The following is a 20,642-nucleotide window of genomic DNA, read 5'->3' on the forward strand; positions in this document are numbered from 1 at the left end:
TCATCGTGTGGAACTTACCAAATATATTAACCATGGGGCGGCTGCTGCTCTTGCCAATTATTTGTTGGCTGATTTATCCAGGCATCGAAACCCGTGAGACCTGCTTTTGGGCCGGACTGCTCTATGGATTGGGTATGATTCTCGATGTTGTAGACGGAGCCATTGCCCGGCGAACCAACACCGTTACCATGCTGGGTCAGTTCCTAGACCCTCTTGCAGATAAACTTTTCGTATTGGTTACACTGATTGCTTTGATGCAACTTCCAGATGAGCGGATACCCGGTTGGGTCATCATGGTTATCCTCACGCGGGAATTCGCGGTCACTGGTTTGCGCACCATTGCCGCCGCTGAAGGCATCATTATTGCCGCCGATGCGGGTGGAAAACTCAAAACGCTTTTCACTTCTCTTGGTACCTGCGCACTGATTATGCACTACAACTGGTACATCGACTTCTATTTCTTCTCTGGCACCATCAGCTGTCACCAAGTTGGAATGATACTTACCTATATCTCGCTTGTTCTCGCCATCACGTCAGGCATCAGCTACGCACGTGGTTTTGCCGCCGCGACTGCAGCGCGAAAAGCCGCCGCATAAAGCCTTATGTCTCCCATTAAAAAACTGGAAATGCTCGGTCGTAAGCTTCTGCTTTGGCTTTGCGCCAAGTTACTTTCAGTGAGCTGCCGTGAGCCCATCAGCCGCTTAGATCGTATTGCCGTCATTCGCCTCGATCCGCGCGTGGGTAACCTCATTCTACTCACGCCGCTTTTAAGTTCACTCAAGCTTCGCTTTCCTCAAGCCTCTCTCGATGTGGTCGTGAATCAGCGCAGTTCTATTTTACTCGAAGAGCACCAAGCCATCGACCAGGTCCTTTGCTTCGATAAGAAAACATTCTTCGGACAAGGCGGCGTGTTTTCTGTGTGGAAAAAGATAAGAGCTAACAACTACGACCTCATCATCGATGCATCCAACCCGACCTTTCCCTCCACCACCCAAGCCCTCATTGCGCGTTTCTCTAAAGCCCGCTTTACCACTGGTGTTGGTTTGCCTGGAGTGGACACTATTTTTACGCACCCCGTGCAGATTCACGAAACACCAACGAGCCACGAAATAGATCTTAGGCTGCAGCTCCTAAGCGCCCTGCCCGGACAAGCCACCACTCGAAGTATCAGCCTCGGGCAAAAGATTCTTCGCAAAGGCCAACAAGAGCAAAACCAGGCGCTCACGCCTCAAGCCATTCTAAATGTGGGCGCCCGCCTTCAAGACAAACAGCTCGACGCTCAAACCTACGCCGTCATCGCTCAAACCATCATCGACCGTGGCCATCAGGTCACACTCACCTACGGCCCCGCAGAGATAAAACTCGCTGAAGAAACCCTAGCCCTCTGCAAACAGGCAAGTCTTGCCCCGCCCACCAGCTTAAGTGCTTTGGCCTACCTGATGTCTCAGGCAACCCTCGTTGTGTCGTGTGATACCGGCCCGATGCACATCGCAGCTGCAACAGGAAAGCCTACACTTGGGATATTCGTGAGCACACCGCCGGCTCGATATGGCTACACAGATGGGTTCAATGCGGTGATTGATGCTCAAAATGGGTTTGGAGAAGACGCGCTTCAGGAACTCGCAGCTTTTATCGATAGGCTTGAATCCCCGCCTTCGACATAGTGGTACACTTCGCCCGCATAGTTTTTAAAAGTTAGTTTTTTACCATTTTGGGAAACGAGGTATTCCGGCAAGAGCGGTACCTTCCCTCCCCCTTCAGGTAAATCAACAACATAATGCGGAACAGCAAGGCCGCTGGTCCACCCACGGAGCTCTTCGATAATCTTCAAGCCACTTCGAACCGGCGTCTTAAAATGACTCACGCCTTCAACCGAGTCGCATTGGAAAATATAATAAGGGCGACACCTGCGCGCTAAGAGCCAGCGGTTCATTTCCTTCACCATCGCAGGGTCTTCATTCACACCTTTTAAAAGCACCATTTGGTTGCTGATGACACAGCCTCCATCCGCCAAACGGTTCAGGGCAAGCTCTGCCTCGGGGGTGCATTCTCTTAAATGATTAAAATGCGTACTGATGTAAATCGGGTGGTGCTTCTTAAGAACCTCGATGAGTTGCGGCGTGATACGCTGAGGCAGCGTGACCGGGTTGCGGGTTGCCAAACGAATGATTTCAAGATGCTTAATCTCTCGAAGTTCAGTGAGAAGGATATCAAGCTTCTTATCGCTTAGGCTCAGCGGGTCGCCGCCCGAAACTAATAAATCTCGAATCTCCGGCGTTCGACGAACGTAATCTACTGCCTCATCCAATGCCTTTCGGCTCAAAGCAGACTTTGGATCGCCCACCTTACGGCGCCGGTTACAATGGCGACAATAAACCGGGCAGTTGTGACTGGTGTAGAGCAATGCACGGTCTGGGTAGCGGTGGGTCAGCCCCTCAGTTGGCATGTAGGTATCTTCGGCCAGGGGATCTTCAAGGTCATCGGAGGCAAGCTCAAGTTCTGCCGCCTGCGGAACCGACTGTAAGTAAATCGGATCGGTCTCATCGGCCTCTTGCATAAGCGATGCATAATAAGGTGTGATGCCCATCAAAAATTGCGCTGAAGCAGCCCGAATATCTTCACGTTTTTTAGAATCGAGCTTGACCAAGCCTTCCAAATCTTCAGGGGTGGAAAGCCTGTTTTTCAGCTGCCATCGCCAATCGTTCCATTGCTCGTCTGTCGCTTCAGAAAAGCGCCTGTGCCTTGAGATTTGTATGACCGTATCCATAGCTCTCTTTTAGCTTAGTAGACCTCAATTGGGAACGCCTACCCGGTGGTAAGAGACACCTTGGCAGTGCTATAGACCTGATTATGCTAAGTCTTGAAGAGCTCAAAGCCAACCAGCCAGAGGCTGTCACACATATTCAGCAGGTGTTTGCCTCAGGCCGTCTTCACCACGCCTATGTCATGGCGGGTCCGGACGAAAATGTATCTGCCGATCTCGCAATGGCCATGGCCACTGAGGTTCTTTGCCAGGATACTCAAGATCCTGAAAACTGCATTTGCCGTAAAAAATTAATCGGTGGCAATCATCCCGACTTTATCTCCATCGAACCCGATGAAAAAGGCAAAATCCGAATCGACACCATCCGAGAGATGGCCGGCCGGCTCTCCCTCAGAGCCATTGAAGCGGAGCGTAAAGTCATTTTGATTCAAGGGGCCGATACCATGAATGCAGCGGCTCAAAACGCGCTTCTTAAAACCCTCGAAGAACCTCCAGGGCCTTGCTGCTTCATTCTCACAGTAAAACGGTTTCGTTCACTTTTACCCACCGTGCGGTCACGCAGCCAACGTATCCGGCTCGAAGCGTCGAACCCGAAAGCAGCCATTGAAGCATTGATTGCCGGCGGGATTGAGCCCAATACTGCTCCAGCACTCGCCGCGTTAGTGGGTGCCAATGTTGATGCAGCACTCGATAAAATTGAGCAAGGTGCGGAAGACATTCTAGCTACGCTGCGCCAGGCCATGCAGCCGGCCAAACTTGGTGAAGTGCCTGAAATGGCTCAGTTTTTAGGTGCAAACAGGGCCAAGGCAGAGCTTTCCTTAGAGCTGCTGGCCGTCGAGCTGCGCAATCAACTCGCCTATCAGCTCGGGGCCAATGTTAACCCCCGCCTAGGAGAACCCATCGAACCCCTCAACCGAAATCATCTGGTCAGCGCTATCAAGCGTCTTGAGCAGCTCCAAAAGGATTGGGTTTTTAATCCAAACGAAAAACTGGGGCTTGAGAGTGTTTTACTCTGCCTCAATGGGTCACATTCGTGACGAGCCCTTAAAGTTTCGCTAAGATCACAGAGTATGGCTGACGATAAAGTTGATAATGAGACAAGCGATGAACAAGCGCCCAAACGCTACGGCGCTTTGGCTCGTCTTGGCATCATCGGCAACAACCGATGGATCACCACATCTTCTGGAGAAATGCGAGAAGGTCAAAAAGTTATCGTGGATACTGAAACCGGTAGCAGCATGGCCACCGTCATTGCGCGCTCCCGAGTCATGCCCGAGGATCCTGTCACCGCCGAGTTGATTCGCCCTGCCAATAAAGACGACGAGCAAATAGCAGCCAAACGTCAAAAACAAGAACATAAAGCATTGATGCTCTGCCGGGAAACCGTCCACAAAATGAAGCTCGATATGAAGGTTATATCGGCTGAACTTTCTCACGACGGCAGCTACACCACGTATTTTTTCACCAGCAATGACCGAATCGATTTTAGAACCCTCGTCAAAAGTTTGTCCAAACAGCTCAAGACGCGAGTGGAAATGCGCCAGATCGGGATACGCGATGCCGCCCGGCATGTGGGAGGCACTGGCCTTTGCGGCCGTAAACTCTGCTGTTCTACCTTTCTACCGGAATTTAAGTCCATCTCGATTCGTATGGCCAAAGACCAAAACCTCACGCTGAACCAGCAAAAGCTATCCGGCCGCTGTGGAAGACTCAGGTGCTGCCTCGAATATGAACATGGTCTCTATAAAGAGAAAGCAAAGGGCTTACCCAAACCGGGTAAACGCGTCGCCACACCAGACGGAGACGGAAAAGTTCGCGATTTGGATATTCTAAGAGGGAAAGTCCGAGTCTTTCTCAATGCTGGCGGGATGCAAGAATACGAAGCATCTCAAGTAGAGCGTATCACCACACAGCCAGACCAACCGAAAAAAGCGAAGAAACCGAAACCCCAAGATAAGCCCGCCGCTGAGGCCAGACCCAAGAGCTCAGAAGTTCAACACCCCGAGAAGGCTGAGGCCAAGCAAAACGACGAGGGATCTGGGGAAGTTAAGAAAAAGCGAAAACGTCGTCGTAAGCCTAAAAAGAAGTCTCCCGCCAAAAAGGACGAGACCAGCTGACTTGACAGCAAGCCATAGCTTCTTTACTCGCCCTTTCCAATGACCACATCATCACCCAATGGCGAACTCGACGGCGCATCGATTCCTGAATTAGAAACTCTGATGCGTTCCGAAATTCCTGGGGAACGAGCCGCGGCAGCCTGTGCGATTGGTGACAGGATGCGGACCCACGAACTCAATACCCTCGATGCGAAAGTTCAGGAAACACTGGCCCAGCTCCTTGATGACCCGACCACATTTGTCCGATTTGAAACCGCCATTGCCATGGCAGAGCTTCATGATTTCCGCGCCACCCCACTTCTTCTAGGCGCCACCCGATCGCGTGCGCTGCGTTTGGATGCTATTCGCGCCTTGGGAACGATGGGCGATCCACTGGCCCTAGGGCCTTTACGAGATATTTTGACCCGGTTTTTCATGCCCTGGGCTGATAAGCTTCAGGCGGCAGCCGCACTTTGCGCACTCAAAAGCCCCGAGGGCCAAGACTACCTGCAAGAAAAACTCTCGAGTCGTAAGTTTGCCGAACGCGCCGCGGCTATTCATTTCATGGCTGAATCGAGCCATCCTGAAGCAGTCGCAGCACTTGTTGGGATTCTTGAGGACTCAAACGACCCGATGCAAGACGTTGCTGCTCGCTCTTTGGGCCTTATTCCTTCACCCGAGGGTCTGGCTGCTTTGAAACGAATCCGAGCCCAGTGCGAGGGCCATTTGGCCGAAGATATTGATGAAGCCATCAATCTTCACCGGTAATCCGCCAATAAACTGAAAAAATTAAGAAAATCTGGAAAGATGGTGCTGCATCCTCATATCCGCGGTATAATGTGTACGTGGAGAGGCCGCATTATGCGGAAGGAGGTAGGAGCCATGATTGTGCATGCTAGGCATCGATTCGCCTGTTCCTGGGCGCTATTTTTATTTTTCAGCTTTATGACACCCTACGCGCAAGCCGGAGATCTCACTCTGGCCATGAGCATAGGACAAGAATTACAGTTTAAGCCGCCACCAGTTGGTCAGGCTCGAGCGACCAGTCTCATGATTTCCCCCGGCTACCAGCTCGACAAAATGTTTCGTGTGGAGCTTGGGATCAACTACATGGTCGATGCCATGCGGCGCGGTAAAACTGACTTGCAGATTCGGCCAACTATGACTGCTGAATTCTTCCCCGGCTGGTATGCAAGGTTACACTTGGGCATCGCTCACCTTCTTGACGAAGACGCTGGTGAACAACGCCTCTCGGTCGGTGGCAGCATGGGTCGTATTGTAAAGCTGGGGAAAGTACCGTTCTTTGCTGAGGTAGGGCTCACCCCGCGTACAGAGATGACCATGACAGAGCGGCTCAATCCCGATGGCGAGAAGAAATATCGTCTCTTCTGGATCGCAGAAGTTCGTATCGGAGCCACTTATACCTTTTCATCAGACGAAGAATAGTTCAGATCATAGAGCATGAATAAGCTGACGACATTTTCGACAATGCTTGGATTGGTTTTTCTACTCTCCGGTACCGCCTTGGCTGAGCCAAAGGTGGATACGTCGGACTTGCCTCCTCCACCTGATGGAACTCAAGCCGAAGCAGAACCGGTCACCGATGAGAAAGCACTTGAGAACTTGATGCTCGAGGTGCTCCAAGTCTACTTGGAAATACAAAACTATTTGGCCGAGGACTCCACCTGGCGTGTGGGCCGGTCGGCCGGGCTCATTGCGTTGAAGGCCAAAAATTTTAATTTGAAATTGGTTCCTGAAGATTTCAATCCAATGTACCGAACACTTCCTAAGAAGCTACGCGTGTCTGCTCGTAAAATGTACAAGGCCAAGAGCTTGGCCGATCTCAGGCTCGCGTTTAAAGCTCTCTCAAAGCCTATGGCCACTTGGGCTAATCTCTCCAAGCCCGTAGGTATTGATGTGATTTATTGCCCGGTAGCCAATGCGACATGGCTACAAAATAAGGGCCCAACCAAAAACCCCTATTATGGCTCCCAGATGCTTACTTCCGGTCAGATTGTGTGGTCGGGTACATCGATTGCTGAGCTGGAAAAAGCTCAGGAAGAAGCCAACGCCGCAAAGGCAGCTGGCTCCGAAGAGGAGTAAGTAGAAGCTTAATTAAGCTTGAGCAGAATCAGACTTAGCTGACTTCTTATCTTTCTTTCTCTTTTTCGACTTGTCTTTCTTAGCGCCTTTATCCTTTTTCGGTTTCTTGGCAGGGCTTTCAACTTTAAGCTCTTCTTTTGCCTGAACCTCAGCTTCCTCAACCGTTTCTTCCCAAACGCTTAGAAACTGTTTTGCCGATTTGGCCGCTTGCTTGTCTGCTTTCTTAGCGGATTTTTTCTCTTCCTTTTTCTTGGAAGTTACCTCCGCGGACTTTTCAACTTTAGCCTTCGGCTTTTTGGTTTTCGTCTTACCCGACTTGAGCTGCGGAACCATACGATTATCGATGAACTTTTTGAGTCTTAGATGCAAAAGCTCTGGAATCTCAATCGGCGCCACATGAGAGCCACCGGGAATCATCAAAAGTTCAGCATCGGGGAGTAAATCGACCATTCTCTCGGAGAGCCAGCCAGGTGTGAACGTATCGTGCTGTCCACCGACGACCAGTGCTGGCACGTTCACATCAGGTAACTGGCTTTCGGTAGAGTGGTCCATCAGCCCCGCCACCACACCAAGGAACACACTTACGTTCATTGCTGCGAGGTGCTGAAAGTATGGGCCAAACTCTTCGCGCTTTAGAATTTTGCCATTCACTTCTAGATTAACCGCAACTTGGTATGCCAATTCTGTGGTCAGCGTTTTCGTCCAGAACTTTTGAGCAATGCTTGGCGACAAAGACATCAAACGCCGTAAGTGGGGCAAAATTTTACCGCCAATATCCGTGTTATGAAATGTATCCAGCGGGTGACCATAGCTGCCGCACATCGGTACGATTCCCATGGTTCGCTCTGGGTATTGAATCGCGAAATCTAATATCACTTGGACGCCCATCGAGTGCCCAAGAAGCAGCGCTTTATCGAGACCGTAATGATCCATGACCGCACAAAGGTCTGAGCGTAGGTCGCGCACCGTGGTGGCGTTCTCCACGGCTGGCTCATTCGAGAGTCCATGGCCGCGGTAGTGAAAATGATAGAACTTACACCTATCTCTAAACACTGGCGTTAAGTGTTGCCAAATAAACCCATCACAGCCGAGGCCGTCACAGAGAACCACGGGCACATCACCCTCACCAAATGTCTCGGTGAAAAGGCGGGTACCATCAAATGAGGCGATATATTCTTCAGTGACCATAGTGGATATCCTACTTCGCTTATAGCTCTGGAACCAAGGGCATAGCAGCCGCCAACAGGTTCAACAAGCGATATGATGCACTGAGCCAAAACCCTCTCTTAAGAGTCTTCTAGCCCTAAAGCACGGGTAAATTCGCGGATTACAGCCAGCCTTACACCAGCTTCAATTAAGTCTTCGTCTCGAAAAGCACGTTCAACATTTCGCTTAAAGATCAAAAGGCATGGCTGTACTGGGCTGGCTTCTGCTGAGCCCAGCACCAAAGCCAAAGATTGCGGGGACATACGAGGCTGAATCTTTTGGAGTTCATCAAGAACCGGTAAATCAGCTACGACGATGGGGAACTTGCGTATGTGCTCAACCACGTCGGTGGGAAGCGTAGAGGCTGCTCGATTTAATAAAACTTCAAACTCTTCACGGGTTCGGCTGCGATCTTCAGGGTACTGGCCCGGAGCCAACTCGCGTGCTCTTCGAAAATGAGAGTCAGCCGCTCGGCTTGCCTTAAGCTCTAAAATCAAAGCCAAAGTGTAATGGCCTTGAGCCAATCGCTCGTCGATACGAAGCGCACTGCGAATTGCAGCTTCAGCCTCTGGGATTTCAGCAAGCTCAAAATGAGCCAAGCCGCGCGCACAATCGAGTTCTGCGTCGGGCTTACCTAATTCTGCCACCGCTTGGTACGCACTTAAAGCACCCGCGGGGTCACCCATTTCTAAATGAATCGCTCCACGAATCAGCGCAGCGCCATAGCGTGCATCTTCACTCTCAAGAGCCGCGCGATCACAAAGCTGCAATGCCTCATGAGTTCGCCCGGCCACTAAGATTTCTTTGGCCTGTATGAGAAGATTACGCCAATTCGTCATGCTGTCCTAAATTAGGAATCAGCCGTAGCAAAACCAACAAGAGTTGCTACCGCTGCGCCGCTTCCGCCCTTGGTTGCAGCGCCGGCTGTTGAACTTCCAAAAGCTGCACCGGCAATATCCAAGTGTGCCCAGGTATTGTCGCCAACAAACTTCTGCAAAAAGAGTGCTGCCGTAATGGAGCCACCGGCACGCTCTCCTGTATTTTTCGTATCTGCGATATCGCTCTTAAGCATATCGTTAAGCTTCTCAGTCAAAGGCATGCGCCAAAAGTCCTCACCGGCATTATCTGAATGCATGAGCAAGTCGCCCGCCAAGTCATCGCTGTTACTGAAGAGGCCTACTGACCCGCCCAAAGCGACAACGATGGCACCCGTTAAAGTAGCGAGGTCAATGATACATTCAGGCTTAAGTGCTGTCGCATAATGCAAAGCATCCGCCAAAACGAGTCGCCCCTCAGCATCTGTGTTGTTAATTTCAACCGTCAAGCCCTGCATGCTCGTTACAACGTCATCGAGGCGGTAAGCATTGGCCGCAGGCATGTTTTCCGCACAAGACAAAATACCGTGCACGGGTACGTTTGGCTTCAATCGGCCAATGGCGTGCATAGCACCCATGACCGCAGCTGCGCCGCCCATATCCATCTTCATGCCTTGCATACCACTGGCCGGCTTGATGCAAAGTCCACCCGAATCAAAAGTAATGCCTTTGCCAACAAATACTATTGGCTTCTTCTTACGATCCGCCGCCTTCTCTGGCGTATAAGTCATATGAACCAAGCGAGGCTTTTGCTCGCTGCCCTTACCAACGGCCATAATCAAATTGGCACCCATCTTCGTAAGCTGAGTTGGGCCCATAATTTTGATCTTCAAACCAATCTCATTGGACATCGCTTTTGCACGGTCGGCAAAAGATTCAGGATAAAGTTCATTGGGTGGCTCATTAACAAGATCACGGCCGGTGCAAACACCTTCGCCAATGATGACACCACGCTCAACTGACGTATTCAGTACTTTGCGATCTGCATTGTCTAGCTTGGCGCTGCCCAGCCCGATTTGAACTTTGCGAACGCTGCACGCGTTATCCTTCGTTTTGTATGCGTTGAACCGGTAAGTTCCCATGACCGCACCACGTGCAACCAATTCGATAATACCGTCTAGAGGCGCTTCGGTGTTTGGTAAAAGCAGAACAACACTCTTGGCACCGTGCTTATCGCCCGTGCGAGCTGCGGTTCCCGCCGCCGCAATCCAATCGGCACTGCTTACGGTTTCAGGATCTCCCAAACCAACAACCATGATGCTGCCAGCTTCCAAAGTTTCGAGTGAATAATTTTGCCCACGCTTACCCGTGAAGTCGCGCTTCTTTAGAATAGCTGTGAATGACTTACCCAGCTCTTTGGCTCGCGTATCGTAAGCATCGTTGCCAGTCTTTCGACCTTCATAAACACCATAAACAACCAAATCGGCTTTAACTTCTGTCGGTTCACCGGAAAACATCGAAATTTGCATAGCAGACACTCCCAAAACGTAGATTCAACGCCGCCGATATACCGTAATCGCGCCATGGAAGCCATAGTCAGCAACCTAAGTTCATCTGTTTTAAAACTAAGAACATCATCGCGGTCATGGAACGGCTGGCTTAAAACCTCGAGAATAGAAGAAGCGGCGATGAGCCGTAGGGGATCAAAGCGGCTTTCTTGGCATCAAGACTTAGGTTTTCACCCGAAATCTTTGGATAACCTCCAAACCCACATGTAAGACAAAGTAGGCATAACCCTTACAAATCGTTCGGCTGAAAGGGTTATCCACCGCTGATTCGTCGGCTAGAGGCCGATCTAAAGTTTGAATAATCAACATTCAAAGAGTCGATAATGTGTTTGACAGGCCTGAAAATAGGCCGATATGCTCCTACTCGGGCGGTTAATATATGTTGTTTAACCACCCCAACATACATCTTAAACAATCTTTCTACACGGCCCATGTGTCAGGAGAAACCAAGACAAGATGCCCTTAAAAAATATTATTTCACTAAGCCTCACATTGCTGTTCATCACTTTCATCACTGCTTGCGGCGCCCGTAATATGAATACCGGTTGCCCCTCAGGTGATTGCAGCGAACCCACCGAAACACCCGCTTCAGGCTATTGCATCATGGATGCAGACTGCGAACTCGGCGAAATTTGCAATGCCGGTATTTGCCAAGAAGACACTTCCTCCTCGAATCAACCTGGCCCAGAAAGCTGCAGCAGCAATAACGACTGCTCTATCGGGCTCTTTTGCGACCTCTCAAGCGGCACCTGCGTGGATTGCCTCGTCGATGAACACTGCGACGTAGGGCTTGAATGCATGGCTGATAATACGTGCGGCGACGGTTCACTTTGCACCGGCGATGCTGATTGTGATGGCGACCTCGTTTGCGAACTAAGCTCTGGCGCCTGTGTGGAATGCACGGTCGATAGCCACTGCCCGAGCGGTAGCACTTGCCAACTCAACAGCTGCGTCGAAAGCGGCAACTCCGGCGCACCGGCATGTACCACTCAAGCAGATTGTGATCCGATCGGTTACATCTGCGACTTGGGCGCGGGCGAATGCGTTCCATGCTCGGCCGATGCTCAATGCGGCGACGGACGGGTTTGCAATGCTGGCGTTTGCGTCAACGACAATACTGGAAGCGGCGGCTGCCAATTTACTTCCGAATGCAATGGGCTGGCCTGTATCAGCGGCAGTTGCTCAAACTGCGCCTACGACTTTGAGTGCTGGGACAGCGTGACCACCGATATGATCTGCGAAGCAGGAAGCTGCCTTGCATCTGAATGTACGACTGCTGACCAATGCCCAGCCGGACTTGGCTGCTGGTCGGGGCGCTGCAGCGCTTGTATGTACGATTCAGAGTGCCGTACCGGAGAAATCTGCAACAGCGGCGTATGCGAAACGCCTACCACGCCTGAGTGCACGGCCAACATCGACTGCTCGCCAGGTCAGGTTTGCTTAGCCGGAAGCTGCGGCGCCTGCACCGACAGCAGCCAATGCGAAGGCCTCGTCTGCAACGACGGGGTATGTGAGTCTTCATCGACTCCAGGCAACGGCCCACTTGGCGCAAGCTGCGTGAGTGAGAATGATTGTCAGACAGGACTTTCCTGCTTGGGCATCAACAACGAAAACTTCTGCACACGAAGCTGCATTGGTTCTGGCAAAGGCGGAACGGCCGATTGCCCAGCCAACTTTGCTTGCTACAACTTTGACCAAGGCGGACTCGACGGCGTGTCGATCTGCATTCCTTCTGCCGTGATGCCAGCCACTCTTGAAGACGGTTCAGTCTTTCCAGGACAGCCCTTCGACCTACAACCCGGTGATAGCTGCTCAGCTGCCAACTCGGGCTGCCAGACGCTTTACTGTATGAGTGAAACCGAATGTATGCGCTCCTGCCGCGCGGGCCGAGACTGTAACAGCGGCGAAACCTGCTACGGAGCTTGGGTACCCACTACGGCCGATACGTCTGTCTACGAGATGTTAGATGTTCACTACTGCATCGGCAGTGATACCGTGACCTATGCTGGTGCTGGCGAAAGCTGCACCGCCGGTTATGAATGCGATACTGGCCTTTGCGGCGGTACCTGTAGCAATGACAGCACCAAGATGTGCAACAGCGCCACAGACTGCGGTACCGGCAACACGTGCAACGGCACATGCCTCAACCACTGCCGCTCCAACGCGGATTGCTCTGCCGGAAAAGTATGCGACGGCTGGCCAACCAATGCCACAGCTCAAACAGGCTGGGTTCCAGTATGCCAGCCTAAGCTTGGTGCGGGCATGCTTGCCGATGGTGTGAGCTGCAGCGCCAACAGTGACTGCAACAGCGACTGGTGCGTAAACAGCACCTGCACCACGATGTGTGCGCTGGATACAGACTGTATCGGCGGACTCACTGGCAAATCTTGCCAGATGATGCAGCTCACGGATTCTGCCGGTACTGGGGTTTATACGGCTCAGTTCTGTGTGGATTGATAAAACGTTAGAACTAAGAGGGGCTGAGGTGAATCGATCACCTGGAGTTCCTCTTTTTTTCTAACCTCCTGCTTCTATTCCCAACTGTGGCAAGCGACTAGCGCATACAGTTGCTCTGTTTCACCTAGTAAGATAGTTCGTTTAGCTCCAACCAAGGAAGTGTAGATGGATTGCGTTCTAAAAACTGAGCAATGCGCGGTATACGACAATGTCTTGGAGCCTGCTGAACTCCAAGAACTTTGGAAGTATATGCAAATGGCAGAATACCAATCCGTTCACAATCAAGGCTGGCAGAAAGTCTGGCGACTTCATGATGGTGAAGTGATGAAGGGCCCCTTAATAAGCTGTTCAGTGGTCGAAGATCCTGAATATTCTGAACCGGTAGACAAATTAGAAGCACTCCACTACCCCACTCAAACCATCATCGATAAGCTACTCGAAAAAACAATTGAAGGAGCTGATGCTCATCCCGAACTTATTGGTACAAAAGGTACTGACTGGACCCGAATGATAGCTTCACCACACCTTTATCCGATTGGCTCGGGGCTCTCGTGGCATATTGATACAGGCCTCTACTGCGGTGCATTTAGCTTCTATTGCAACCCAGAATGGAACGCAGTTAATGGTGGTGAACTTCTTATCTCAAATGCGGACACGTCGGCTTTGGTTGAACAGTTACCCAGTGTTGTCGTTTTTGAAGTCGAAGATAACGAAATTAAATCTTTAGAAAGAAAAACAATAGAGCCATACCTAGATAATCGATTTGAAAACCCTATACTGATGGATTCGGGCCTGGGCCTTTATATTGCAACCAAACCAAATCGGTTGGTATTCATTAAAGAAGGCGCCTACCACCGAGTCAATCCTGTCTCCAATGCTGCCGGTAGCATCCCACGCGCCTCCGTGTCTGGATTTTTTCTCAAAAATCGACAAAACACAGAACCCGAATAAAGACATGGCAAAATAGAATTTAAGAGTTATCACGGCATCATCGCTGACTTAAAATGAAGGCTTCTCCCGTTGCGTTTAGAATATCTTTCAATCGGCTTCAGGCTTTTACTCGGTTTTTTCTGGCTGATCGCTGCTGCATCCAAGGCATCCGATTTCGGAGGATTCGTCGAGCTGCTCGGAGAGCAATACCAACTTCCGCGACTCTTTGCTTATGCTGCGTTTCTCCTACCATCCATCGAGACCCTCCTTGGCTTAACGCTTCTCCTCGGATTCAGGGTTCGCGAAGCACTTTGGGCGAGCATCGTTATGTTAGCCGGCTTTTGTTTGTTAATCGGCTATGGCTTACTCGGCGGGAACCTTGAGTCATGTGGCTGCTTGGGAAGTTTTTCCGATCTCTCACCGCCCTTAGCAATATTCAGAAATATTGGATGCATGCTCGCTGCGTATTGCGCTCTGCGGTTTGAGCCATTCCAACCTCAATTCAACCCTTGGAAAGGCTGGCTCATCGGCTCAGCTTGTGTCCTCGTGGCACTCGCTACCGGAACAAGCAGGGAGAAACCGCACTTTCAAACGCCTACACTCATCTATGGCCAACCCCTGCCGCAATTAGGGGTAGATATACCTGAGCTTTCTCAAGGCTCGGTTGCTCTTATTGTATTTCACGCGGGCTGCTCTAAATGCTGGGATGCAATGCCTCAAATCCAAACCTTCCAAAACGAGCCCAGACTCAAATTGGTCGGTTTAACGCCAAGCTCCGGCGATGAACTCAAAATCTTTCAAGACACGCTGCAGCCTCCCTTTCCAATCTATTCCATCTCACAAGAAACCTATGAAGCCTTAGACCAAAAAATCCCAGCGATTTTGCTAGTTCATAATGGTATCCTCCGTGCACACCTAGAAGGTCGAATGCCCACCCTGGCCTCCATCCAGCATTTTAGTAAAGACTGGTTCGATAAGTTTCTTAATGGTCAAGCGCTGCCATAAGACTACACAACCACTGGAGCTTGTGATTTCATTCAAGCATAGCTATGGCGCTGCCAAGGAGATTAATCATCATGACAGGTTTTCGTTCAAGCAGACTCGGCTCTTTGGGCATCTCGGATATCCGAACCATGACGAAGGAATGTGTAAGAGTCGGCGGTATTAATATGGGTCAGGGAGTCTGCGACATGCCAACTCCGAATCCAGTCAAAGAGGCCGCGATAGCTGCCATCAACAACCGCGAAAGCCGTTACTCCTATGCGGAGGGTACGGTAGCACTTCGAGAAAAAATTGCCGAAAAACTGGCGCGAGACAACGACATCATCGCCGATCCAAACTCCGAAGTGGTTGTCACAGTGGGTTCCACTGGCGCATTTTGCTCGACCATGCTTGGACTTCTGAATCCGGGCGACGGAATGATTTTGTTTGAGCCCTACTATGGCTACCATTTAAACTGCGCCGCTATCGCTGGGATCGAGCCCCAATTTGTAACATTAAAAGCCCCCGATTTTTCATTGGAGGAAGCCGCGATTCGTGCGGCCATCAAGCCGAATACAAGAGCTATTGTAGTATGTACACCTGCCAATCCAAGTGGAAAAATGTACAGTCGTTCAGAACTTGAATTGATTGATAAGCTTGCCGAAGAGTTTGACTTGCTCGTTATCTCGGACGAGATATACGAGTACATTCGTTACGACGGGCAAGAACATATCTCACCTGCATCAGTTGGAAATATTCGAGAACGCTCGGTCACCATCATGGGCGTATCTAAAACCTTCAGCGTGACTGGCTGGCGCTTAGGCTACGCAACTGCTCGACCCGAACTGGCACAGGCCCTAACATTAGTAAGTGATATCTATTACATCTGTGCACCCACCCCACTCCAACTTGGTGCAGCGGCTGGGTTCGATATGGACAAGAGTTTCTTTGACAATTTACAGACCAAGTACCAGAAAAAACGGGATACATTTTGCGGCGCTTTAACAGAGGCTGGTATGAGACCCATTATACCAAAAGGCGCATATTATGTCCTCGCTGACATTTCTGATTTTGGTTTTAAAACATCCAAAGAAGCAGCCTTACATCTCTTAGAAACCTGCAAGATTGCATCAGTTCCAGGCACTGCGTTTTATCAAGGTGATGAAGGACAAAAGTTGCTTAGGTTCTGCTTTGCAATTGAAGACCATCTGATTGACCAAGCGTGTAATCAAATCTCAAATTTTAAATCGTAATGGCTCAGTTTATTGCACCCAAAGACATTACAGACTCTTTACAGCTGCAGGCCCTCCAAAAAGGTCAACAAGTTCGCTGCCGCGTTTCTTCCGGAAGCATGCGCCCCACATTTGATATTGGCGACCTATTGATCGTGGACGGACAGCGGCCGGGAGTTGGGGACGTTGCGCTGTTTTTACTAGAGTCACATTGGGTGACCCATCGAGTTATAGAAATAAACGATGGTGTCTTCCACTTGAGAGGGGACGCTCTTTACGCGACCAACGGTGAAGAGATTGAAGAGTCGCAAATCATTGGGCGAGTAATAAGCCACCATAGGGACCGAAGAGCATACCAAATTAGGCTCTTTCAACAACTGCTTCGTCAATGCCCAACAGAGGTTAGGAAAGCGCTGGGCCTGATACTACCTTCAAGTATTAAAAGGTACATCAAGGCAAGAGCGTTAGTAGATGTTCAAGTGATATCGGAATAACTCACGTCTTAGATGCACTCCGACAGCGGGCTAGGACGCGGATGAATTGTTCATTAGGAACTCTCGAGACTTCTCTTGAACGTCTACGCTTCCGTTTTTTGCTTCCCAAACTTCGCGGCGAATCCCTGCCTGTGTGCAAGTCACTGGATCCGCGCCTAAGTAATCTCCGGTATTCGTAAACACTGTGCCGGAACTTCGAGAGCACCAAGGTTTATCGTCACATCCCTGGCAATCTTTAAAATCTTGAGGCTTCAGGGAGCGAATTTTTTGAAAGAGCGGTGAGTTGGTCCAGATATCTTGAAAACTCGATTCAAGAATACTCCCCGCTTTCAATGGCGCGTTAATACAAGGATAGACATCACCGTTACTGGCAATAGCGCATCCTGTTTCGGCGCAGGAGCACTGCATAAACCGATCGGGGTTAAAATCTGGAACAGCTCCGAAAACCTCAGGATTATCCGTAAACGCTCGACGCATATTATCGATAACAGGTAAGTGTTTACGGGAGCTATCAGTTCCATCGTACCTAGCTGTCACTTCGGGAGTGATTACGAAGCCAGCATTGTACTTTTTTGCCATAGCGTGTAAGCCAGCAACCTGGTCCACATTATCGTTGGTTAATACTGAAGCGATACTCAAGGTCATTCCGTGCTTCAAAACAGATTCAATAGCGGCCATGCTTTTTTCAAAAGAAGACGGAACTGCCGTGAGGTCGTCATGCGTCTTGGCATCGGTCCCGTAAAAGCTGATCCATACGTTATGAACACCCAATTCCGCTAAGCGCCTCGCTCTCTTGTCATTGAGTAAAACACCATTCGTTTTAATCGCCACTCGGCAGCTGTGGTCACGCGCTCTTTCAATAAATCGGTAGAGATCTGGGTGAACGAGAACTTCACCGCCCGTAAAAGTGATATTCCAGCATCCTGCTGCAACCACCTGATCAATCACATCTAATATCTTTTCAGAGCTAAGTTCTGATGCGACGTTCGGAGGAGACCGTTGCTCTCTGTCAAAATTATAACAATGGGTACATTTTAGATTACATTTTTGAGTGACTTCGATTGTAATATCAAGCGGGTGCACTCTTCCTACCAGCTTACTTCTAAGCAGATTATAGGCCGAATTGTTTGCTGGATTTTGAGGAATAAATGTGAGATCGGGCATGATTGCCGCCATGTGTATGGTTTAAGCCAGACATACCTTATTTGGGCAAAGGAGCCAAGGTAAACCATGAACAATAAATTCTGTATTGAAATCGCGGAATTAGGTGTTTGCTTTACAACAGCACCCGAGCTCCGGGAGACCATGAATATTCGATATCGGAACTTTATTAGAGATCGTTCCCCGGTCACTGAAGTCGAGATCGTTGAAGTAGAAAAATTGGAACCAAAGTTTGGAGAGTCGAGCTTCATCCCTCAAATTCGTTACTTAAATAATGGCTTCGAGGTGGACCAAGCTCCCTATTTCTTTATCGAATATAATTTTGATTCTCAGATAGGGAGAATCAATTTCACTAAAGCCAAGCGAGTTTGGTCTGGAGAAGGCCCATTCCCTGAAGAAGATACACCACTGGCTTTTGGTTTACGGCGCAGTATTGGAGTTATATTTATCACACTCTTGGCCAGAGAATCTGCCGCAACGATTCATGGAGCAGCCGTACGAATTGGCGATAAAGTCGTGATTGCACCTGGTGACAGTGACACCGGTAAAAGCACTTTCTTCTCGATGTTCGAAGAGCCTCTTCAGCTTAATGACGAATTTATTGTGCTTCGAGAAAAAACGGGTTCCATTGAGGTATTCTCCACACCGTTTTCTGAAACTTGGGATAAAAATAGAAAGCACCGTTCAGGCCAACTCGCTCTAGTTCTCAACTTAATACAATCCCCGGCAATCAAAAGTCGCCCTATCGATGCCTCAAGTATTATGAAAATACTCGTTCACAACCAAGTCCTCCCAGCAGAAGCTTACCGAGAGTGTGAGCAAACATTTGATATCTTGGTTTTGGCATCAGTCTTGGCGCAGGGCCAAGATTTGTTATTCAGCCTAGATGGCCCGCGGGTTGCTAAGAAGGTTGAGTCGCTTTTTCACGTTTAGGTGGATTGAAGTGTATAAAAACTCGCAGGACCGAATAGTCCTGGTTCCTATTTCATAGATCATTGCCGAACCGTAAACCAACGTGCCCTATGATTTAAAGGACGTCCCAATAGGTCGTTGGCCCGATCCGTATCAGGCAGATAGTCGCGCAAGTGCATGGGGAAACAGGCTTACGGACAAGTACCTGACGCATATGGGGCTGAGTTAGCACAAGTACCCGGGAAACCGGAGTTACATGCTGCGTTGGAAGCGCTATTACTGCAAGCTCCAAGGCTCGTTCGTGCAAATGTATCCTCGTGAGAGATACAAGGCGCACTGTATTGCCGCTTTTGCCTAGGCTCTTTTCCCTTATTTTGAGAATTCATTTCTACTGCCTTTCGTATCGCCCGAATTAATTACTTACTTAATAGCGGTGGAGTTATAATCAGATTTATTTAGTATAAGCAAGTTACCTATTCCGTCAGTTGTGGAGGCTTTTATCTTCAGCGCGTAGCCTGCAGCAGTACCCGGAATAACCGCTTTCTTAACCATAGTATCAGTTCCTGAATCATAGCTATAAAAGAACAGAGGACTGGAGCCTTCCAAACCTGGCGCTGCCACCAAAAAGTGAGAACCTAGGTTAACAAATGCTAGCTCTGTCCCAAAGTAGCTACCGCCACTACTGCCATCCCATTGGTTACTGTCTAAGACATCGTAGGTCATTTCAGCGAGGCCCGAAACGTCATAGGCTAGAGGTATTAAACCGGCTGTAACAGCAGGGTCCAGTGTCGGGGTGCTTGTTCCTTTAAACAAGGCAACCGAAGTATTTGAACTTGTGTTAATAGCCAACCAGTCAGCTGAATCTCCCGCTCGTGGCTGAGTCAGCACCGCAATTCGCGAGCCGAAACCTCCATTAATGGGACGACGAATGGTTGTTACCAATGATGTTGGGGACACCAAACTCTGGCTATCCGTCAATCCTGAAGCATTAAACACGTACACCTCACCAAAAGCATTTGGAAAATCTCCTGGCGCGTGCTGGATAGTACTATCAGCAAATACGAGTTCGTTAACCCCATCACCGTCTAAGTCAGCCGCCGATATGTTTTCGCCAAAGGTAAGCATTCCACTGGCATCACCAGCATAACCCGTTATCGTAAAGCTAGGTGCGATCTCCCCGGCACCCGCTCCGGCACTCACCAGTTCAAGCTTGGTTTGAGTGAAAATTGAACGGTCTCCACCGCTGATTCCAAAGACTGCTCGGTTTGCTGTAAATGGGCTTGTGAATACCAACTCATCACCAGCAGTATCGTTAACATCCACGAAACTGATGTTTAGACCTGTCCAACTTGCAGCGGCGCCCAGGATAATAACGTCTGCAGTTACACTTGGATGATCGGCGTCAGCAGCACCCACGCCCCACCAAGGAGATCCTGAAGCACTATCATCGCGACCATAATAGACATAAACAGCCCCGCCACTCGCTCCGTCCGATGCGAAAGAATCGCCGACCGCAAAGTCGTCAAAACCATCATTATCAAAATCACCAACACCTGCCCCATAGGCAAAGAAGCCACTGCCATTAGCTGCAGCCGCAATCGAGATTGGGTATGAGCCGCCAGAATCACGTAAAGTTGACAGGTAAACCTCAAGGCCACCAAGGCTTTGTAAGATAAAGTCGGAGTTATTATCTCCATCAAAGTCTAAGACCAAGACATCCGTGATAGTCGCAGCGCCTCCGTAAGTAATGTAAGTCTGCCCACCATCCAATACTGGTGAAGAAGGATTCATGTCATCCACTGCCACCGCATTGACAAAGAAGAACTCTCGCTCCGCCTGTTTACCTGCAATGCTGCTTGCGTTTCCTGCATTGTCGACAGCCTCAACTGCAAAGCAGTAACTGCGGTGAGGCAAGAGTCCGGA

The 20,642-nt window shown here is 49.8% G+C and carries 19 protein-coding genes; 13 read left to right on the plus strand and 6 right to left on the minus strand.

What is annotated here, in order from left to right:
- Positions 1–50: 50 nt before the first annotated feature.
- Complete coding sequence (locus HOK28_12535) at positions 51–596, plus strand: CDP-diacylglycerol--glycerol-3-phosphate 3-phosphatidyltransferase (protein ID MBT6433918.1); 546 nt, start codon at positions 51–53, stop codon at positions 594–596.
- Between the two features lie 6 nt (positions 597–602).
- The gene (locus HOK28_12540) at positions 603–1,664 is read left to right on the plus strand and encodes a glycosyltransferase family 9 protein (GenBank protein ID MBT6433919.1); all 1,062 of its coding nucleotides are present in this window, start codon (positions 603–605) and stop codon (positions 1,662–1,664) included.
- On the opposite strand, the gene HOK28_12545 is transcribed toward HOK28_12540, so the two are convergent.
- A complete protein-coding gene (locus HOK28_12545; protein ID MBT6433920.1) occupies positions 1,613–2,767 on the minus strand; it encodes a KamA family radical SAM protein in 1,155 nt (384 codons plus the stop codon). The genes HOK28_12540 and HOK28_12545 overlap by 52 nt on opposite strands.
- Before the next feature lie 83 nt (positions 2,768–2,850).
- On the opposite strand from HOK28_12545, the gene HOK28_12550 reads away from it, so the two are divergent.
- The 5 genes from HOK28_12550 to HOK28_12570 all read left to right on the plus strand — a co-directional run bounded on the left by HOK28_12550 (position 2,851) and on the right by HOK28_12570 (position 6,963).
- Positions 2,851–3,801, plus strand: a complete 951-nt coding sequence (locus HOK28_12550) for a DNA polymerase III subunit delta' (protein MBT6433921.1) — start codon at positions 2,851–2,853, stop codon at positions 3,799–3,801.
- 33 nt (positions 3,802–3,834) lie between these two features.
- Positions 3,835–4,881, plus strand: coding sequence for a stage 0 sporulation protein (locus HOK28_12555; GenBank protein ID MBT6433922.1), 1,047 nt, complete (start codon positions 3,835–3,837; stop codon positions 4,879–4,881).
- 39 nt (positions 4,882–4,920) lie between these two features.
- Positions 4,921–5,628, plus strand: coding sequence for a HEAT repeat domain-containing protein (locus tag HOK28_12560; GenBank protein ID MBT6433923.1), 708 nt, complete (start codon positions 4,921–4,923; stop codon positions 5,626–5,628).
- Between the two features lie 93 nt (positions 5,629–5,721).
- Positions 5,722–6,306: a hypothetical protein gene (locus tag HOK28_12565; GenBank protein ID MBT6433924.1), complete on the plus strand. Its 585-nt coding sequence runs from the start codon at positions 5,722–5,724 to the stop codon at positions 6,304–6,306.
- Between the two features lie 15 nt (positions 6,307–6,321).
- Positions 6,322–6,963: a DUF3347 domain-containing protein gene (locus HOK28_12570; protein ID MBT6433925.1), complete on the plus strand. Its 642-nt coding sequence runs from the start codon at positions 6,322–6,324 to the stop codon at positions 6,961–6,963.
- Positions 6,964–6,975: 12 nt separating this feature from the next.
- Here HOK28_12570 and HOK28_12575 read toward each other — a convergent pair whose 3' ends face one another.
- The 3 genes from HOK28_12575 to HOK28_12585 all read right to left on the minus strand — a co-directional run bounded on the left by HOK28_12575 (position 6,976) and on the right by HOK28_12585 (position 10,513).
- The gene (locus tag HOK28_12575; protein MBT6433926.1) at positions 6,976–8,151 is read right to left on the minus strand and encodes an alpha/beta hydrolase; all 1,176 of its coding nucleotides are present in this window, start codon (positions 8,149–8,151) and stop codon (positions 6,976–6,978) included.
- Positions 8,152–8,249: 98 nt separating this feature from the next.
- Complete coding sequence (locus HOK28_12580) at positions 8,250–9,008, minus strand: hypothetical protein (GenBank protein ID MBT6433927.1); 759 nt, start codon at positions 9,006–9,008, stop codon at positions 8,250–8,252.
- Positions 9,009–9,019: 11 nt separating this feature from the next.
- Complete coding sequence (locus HOK28_12585; GenBank protein MBT6433928.1) at positions 9,020–10,513, minus strand: leucyl aminopeptidase; 1,494 nt, start codon at positions 10,511–10,513, stop codon at positions 9,020–9,022.
- A gap of 495 nt (positions 10,514–11,008) precedes the next feature.
- Here HOK28_12585 and HOK28_12590 point away from each other — a divergent pair, with 495 nt between their 5' ends.
- The 5 genes from HOK28_12590 (at position 11,009) to HOK28_12610 (ending at position 16,646) form a co-directional block, all read left to right on the plus strand.
- On the plus strand, positions 11,009–13,009 hold the full coding sequence (locus HOK28_12590; GenBank protein ID MBT6433929.1) for a hypothetical protein: 2,001 nt from the start codon (positions 11,009–11,011) through the stop codon (positions 13,007–13,009).
- Between the two features lie 165 nt (positions 13,010–13,174).
- A complete protein-coding gene (locus tag HOK28_12595) occupies positions 13,175–13,960 on the plus strand; it encodes a hypothetical protein (GenBank protein MBT6433930.1) in 786 nt (261 codons plus the stop codon).
- A 69-nt stretch (positions 13,961–14,029) separates the two neighbouring features.
- Entirely contained in the window at positions 14,030–14,944 is a 915-nt protein-coding gene (locus tag HOK28_12600; GenBank protein ID MBT6433931.1) for a hypothetical protein, read from the plus strand.
- A 71-nt stretch (positions 14,945–15,015) separates the two neighbouring features.
- Positions 15,016–16,173, plus strand: a complete 1,158-nt coding sequence (locus HOK28_12605) for a pyridoxal phosphate-dependent aminotransferase (protein MBT6433932.1) — start codon at positions 15,016–15,018, stop codon at positions 16,171–16,173.
- Positions 16,173–16,646, plus strand: coding sequence for a hypothetical protein (locus HOK28_12610; GenBank protein MBT6433933.1), 474 nt, complete (start codon positions 16,173–16,175; stop codon positions 16,644–16,646). The genes HOK28_12605 and HOK28_12610 overlap by 1 nt, the downstream gene beginning before the upstream one ends.
- A gap of 30 nt (positions 16,647–16,676) precedes the next feature.
- Here the strand turns inward: HOK28_12610 and HOK28_12615 are convergent, their stop codons facing one another.
- A complete protein-coding gene (locus HOK28_12615) occupies positions 16,677–17,810 on the minus strand; it encodes a radical SAM protein (protein ID MBT6433934.1) in 1,134 nt (377 codons plus the stop codon).
- 66 nt (positions 17,811–17,876) lie between these two features.
- On the opposite strand from HOK28_12615, the gene HOK28_12620 reads away from it, so the two are divergent.
- Positions 17,877–18,740, plus strand: coding sequence for a hypothetical protein (locus HOK28_12620; protein ID MBT6433935.1), 864 nt, complete (start codon positions 17,877–17,879; stop codon positions 18,738–18,740).
- Between the two features lie 399 nt (positions 18,741–19,139).
- Here HOK28_12620 and HOK28_12625 read toward each other — a convergent pair.
- On the minus strand, positions 19,140–20,642 hold a 1,503-nt coding region (locus HOK28_12625; GenBank protein ID MBT6433936.1), incomplete at its 5' end, for a hypothetical protein.

The organism is Deltaproteobacteria bacterium (assembly GCA_018668695.1).
GTDB lineage: Bacteria > Myxococcota > XYA12-FULL-58-9 > XYA12-FULL-58-9 > JABJBS01 > JABJBS01.

Excerpts from the sequence above, each read along its gene's own strand:
- HOK28_12540 (MBT6433919.1), top strand. The coding sequence starts at position 603 with ATGTCTCCCATTAAAAAACTGGAAATGCTCGGTCGTAAGCTTCTGCTT.
- HOK28_12545 (MBT6433920.1), bottom strand. The coding sequence starts at position 2,767 with ATGGATACGGTCATACAAATCTCAAGGCACAGGCGCTTTTCTGAAGCG.
- HOK28_12550 (MBT6433921.1), top strand. The coding sequence starts at position 2,851 with ATGCTAAGTCTTGAAGAGCTCAAAGCCAACCAGCCAGAGGCTGTCACA.
- HOK28_12555 (MBT6433922.1), top strand. The coding sequence starts at position 3,835 with ATGGCTGACGATAAAGTTGATAATGAGACAAGCGATGAACAAGCGCCC.
- HOK28_12560 (MBT6433923.1), top strand. The coding sequence starts at position 4,921 with ATGACCACATCATCACCCAATGGCGAACTCGACGGCGCATCGATTCCT.
- HOK28_12565 (MBT6433924.1), top strand. The coding sequence starts at position 5,722 with ATGCGGAAGGAGGTAGGAGCCATGATTGTGCATGCTAGGCATCGATTC.
- HOK28_12570 (MBT6433925.1), top strand. The coding sequence starts at position 6,322 with ATGAATAAGCTGACGACATTTTCGACAATGCTTGGATTGGTTTTTCTA.
- HOK28_12575 (MBT6433926.1), bottom strand. The coding sequence starts at position 8,151 with ATGGTCACTGAAGAATATATCGCCTCATTTGATGGTACCCGCCTTTTC.
- HOK28_12580 (MBT6433927.1), bottom strand. The coding sequence starts at position 9,008 with ATGACGAATTGGCGTAATCTTCTCATACAGGCCAAAGAAATCTTAGTG.
- HOK28_12585 (MBT6433928.1), bottom strand. The coding sequence starts at position 10,513 with ATGCAAATTTCGATGTTTTCCGGTGAACCGACAGAAGTTAAAGCCGAT.
- HOK28_12590 (MBT6433929.1), top strand. The coding sequence starts at position 11,009 with ATGCCCTTAAAAAATATTATTTCACTAAGCCTCACATTGCTGTTCATC.
- HOK28_12595 (MBT6433930.1), top strand. The coding sequence starts at position 13,175 with ATGGATTGCGTTCTAAAAACTGAGCAATGCGCGGTATACGACAATGTC.
- HOK28_12605 (MBT6433932.1), top strand. The coding sequence starts at position 15,016 with ATGACAGGTTTTCGTTCAAGCAGACTCGGCTCTTTGGGCATCTCGGAT.
- HOK28_12610 (MBT6433933.1), top strand. The coding sequence starts at position 16,173 with ATGGCTCAGTTTATTGCACCCAAAGACATTACAGACTCTTTACAGCTG.
- HOK28_12615 (MBT6433934.1), bottom strand. The coding sequence starts at position 17,810 with ATGCCCGATCTCACATTTATTCCTCAAAATCCAGCAAACAATTCGGCC.
- HOK28_12620 (MBT6433935.1), top strand. The coding sequence starts at position 17,877 with ATGAACAATAAATTCTGTATTGAAATCGCGGAATTAGGTGTTTGCTTT.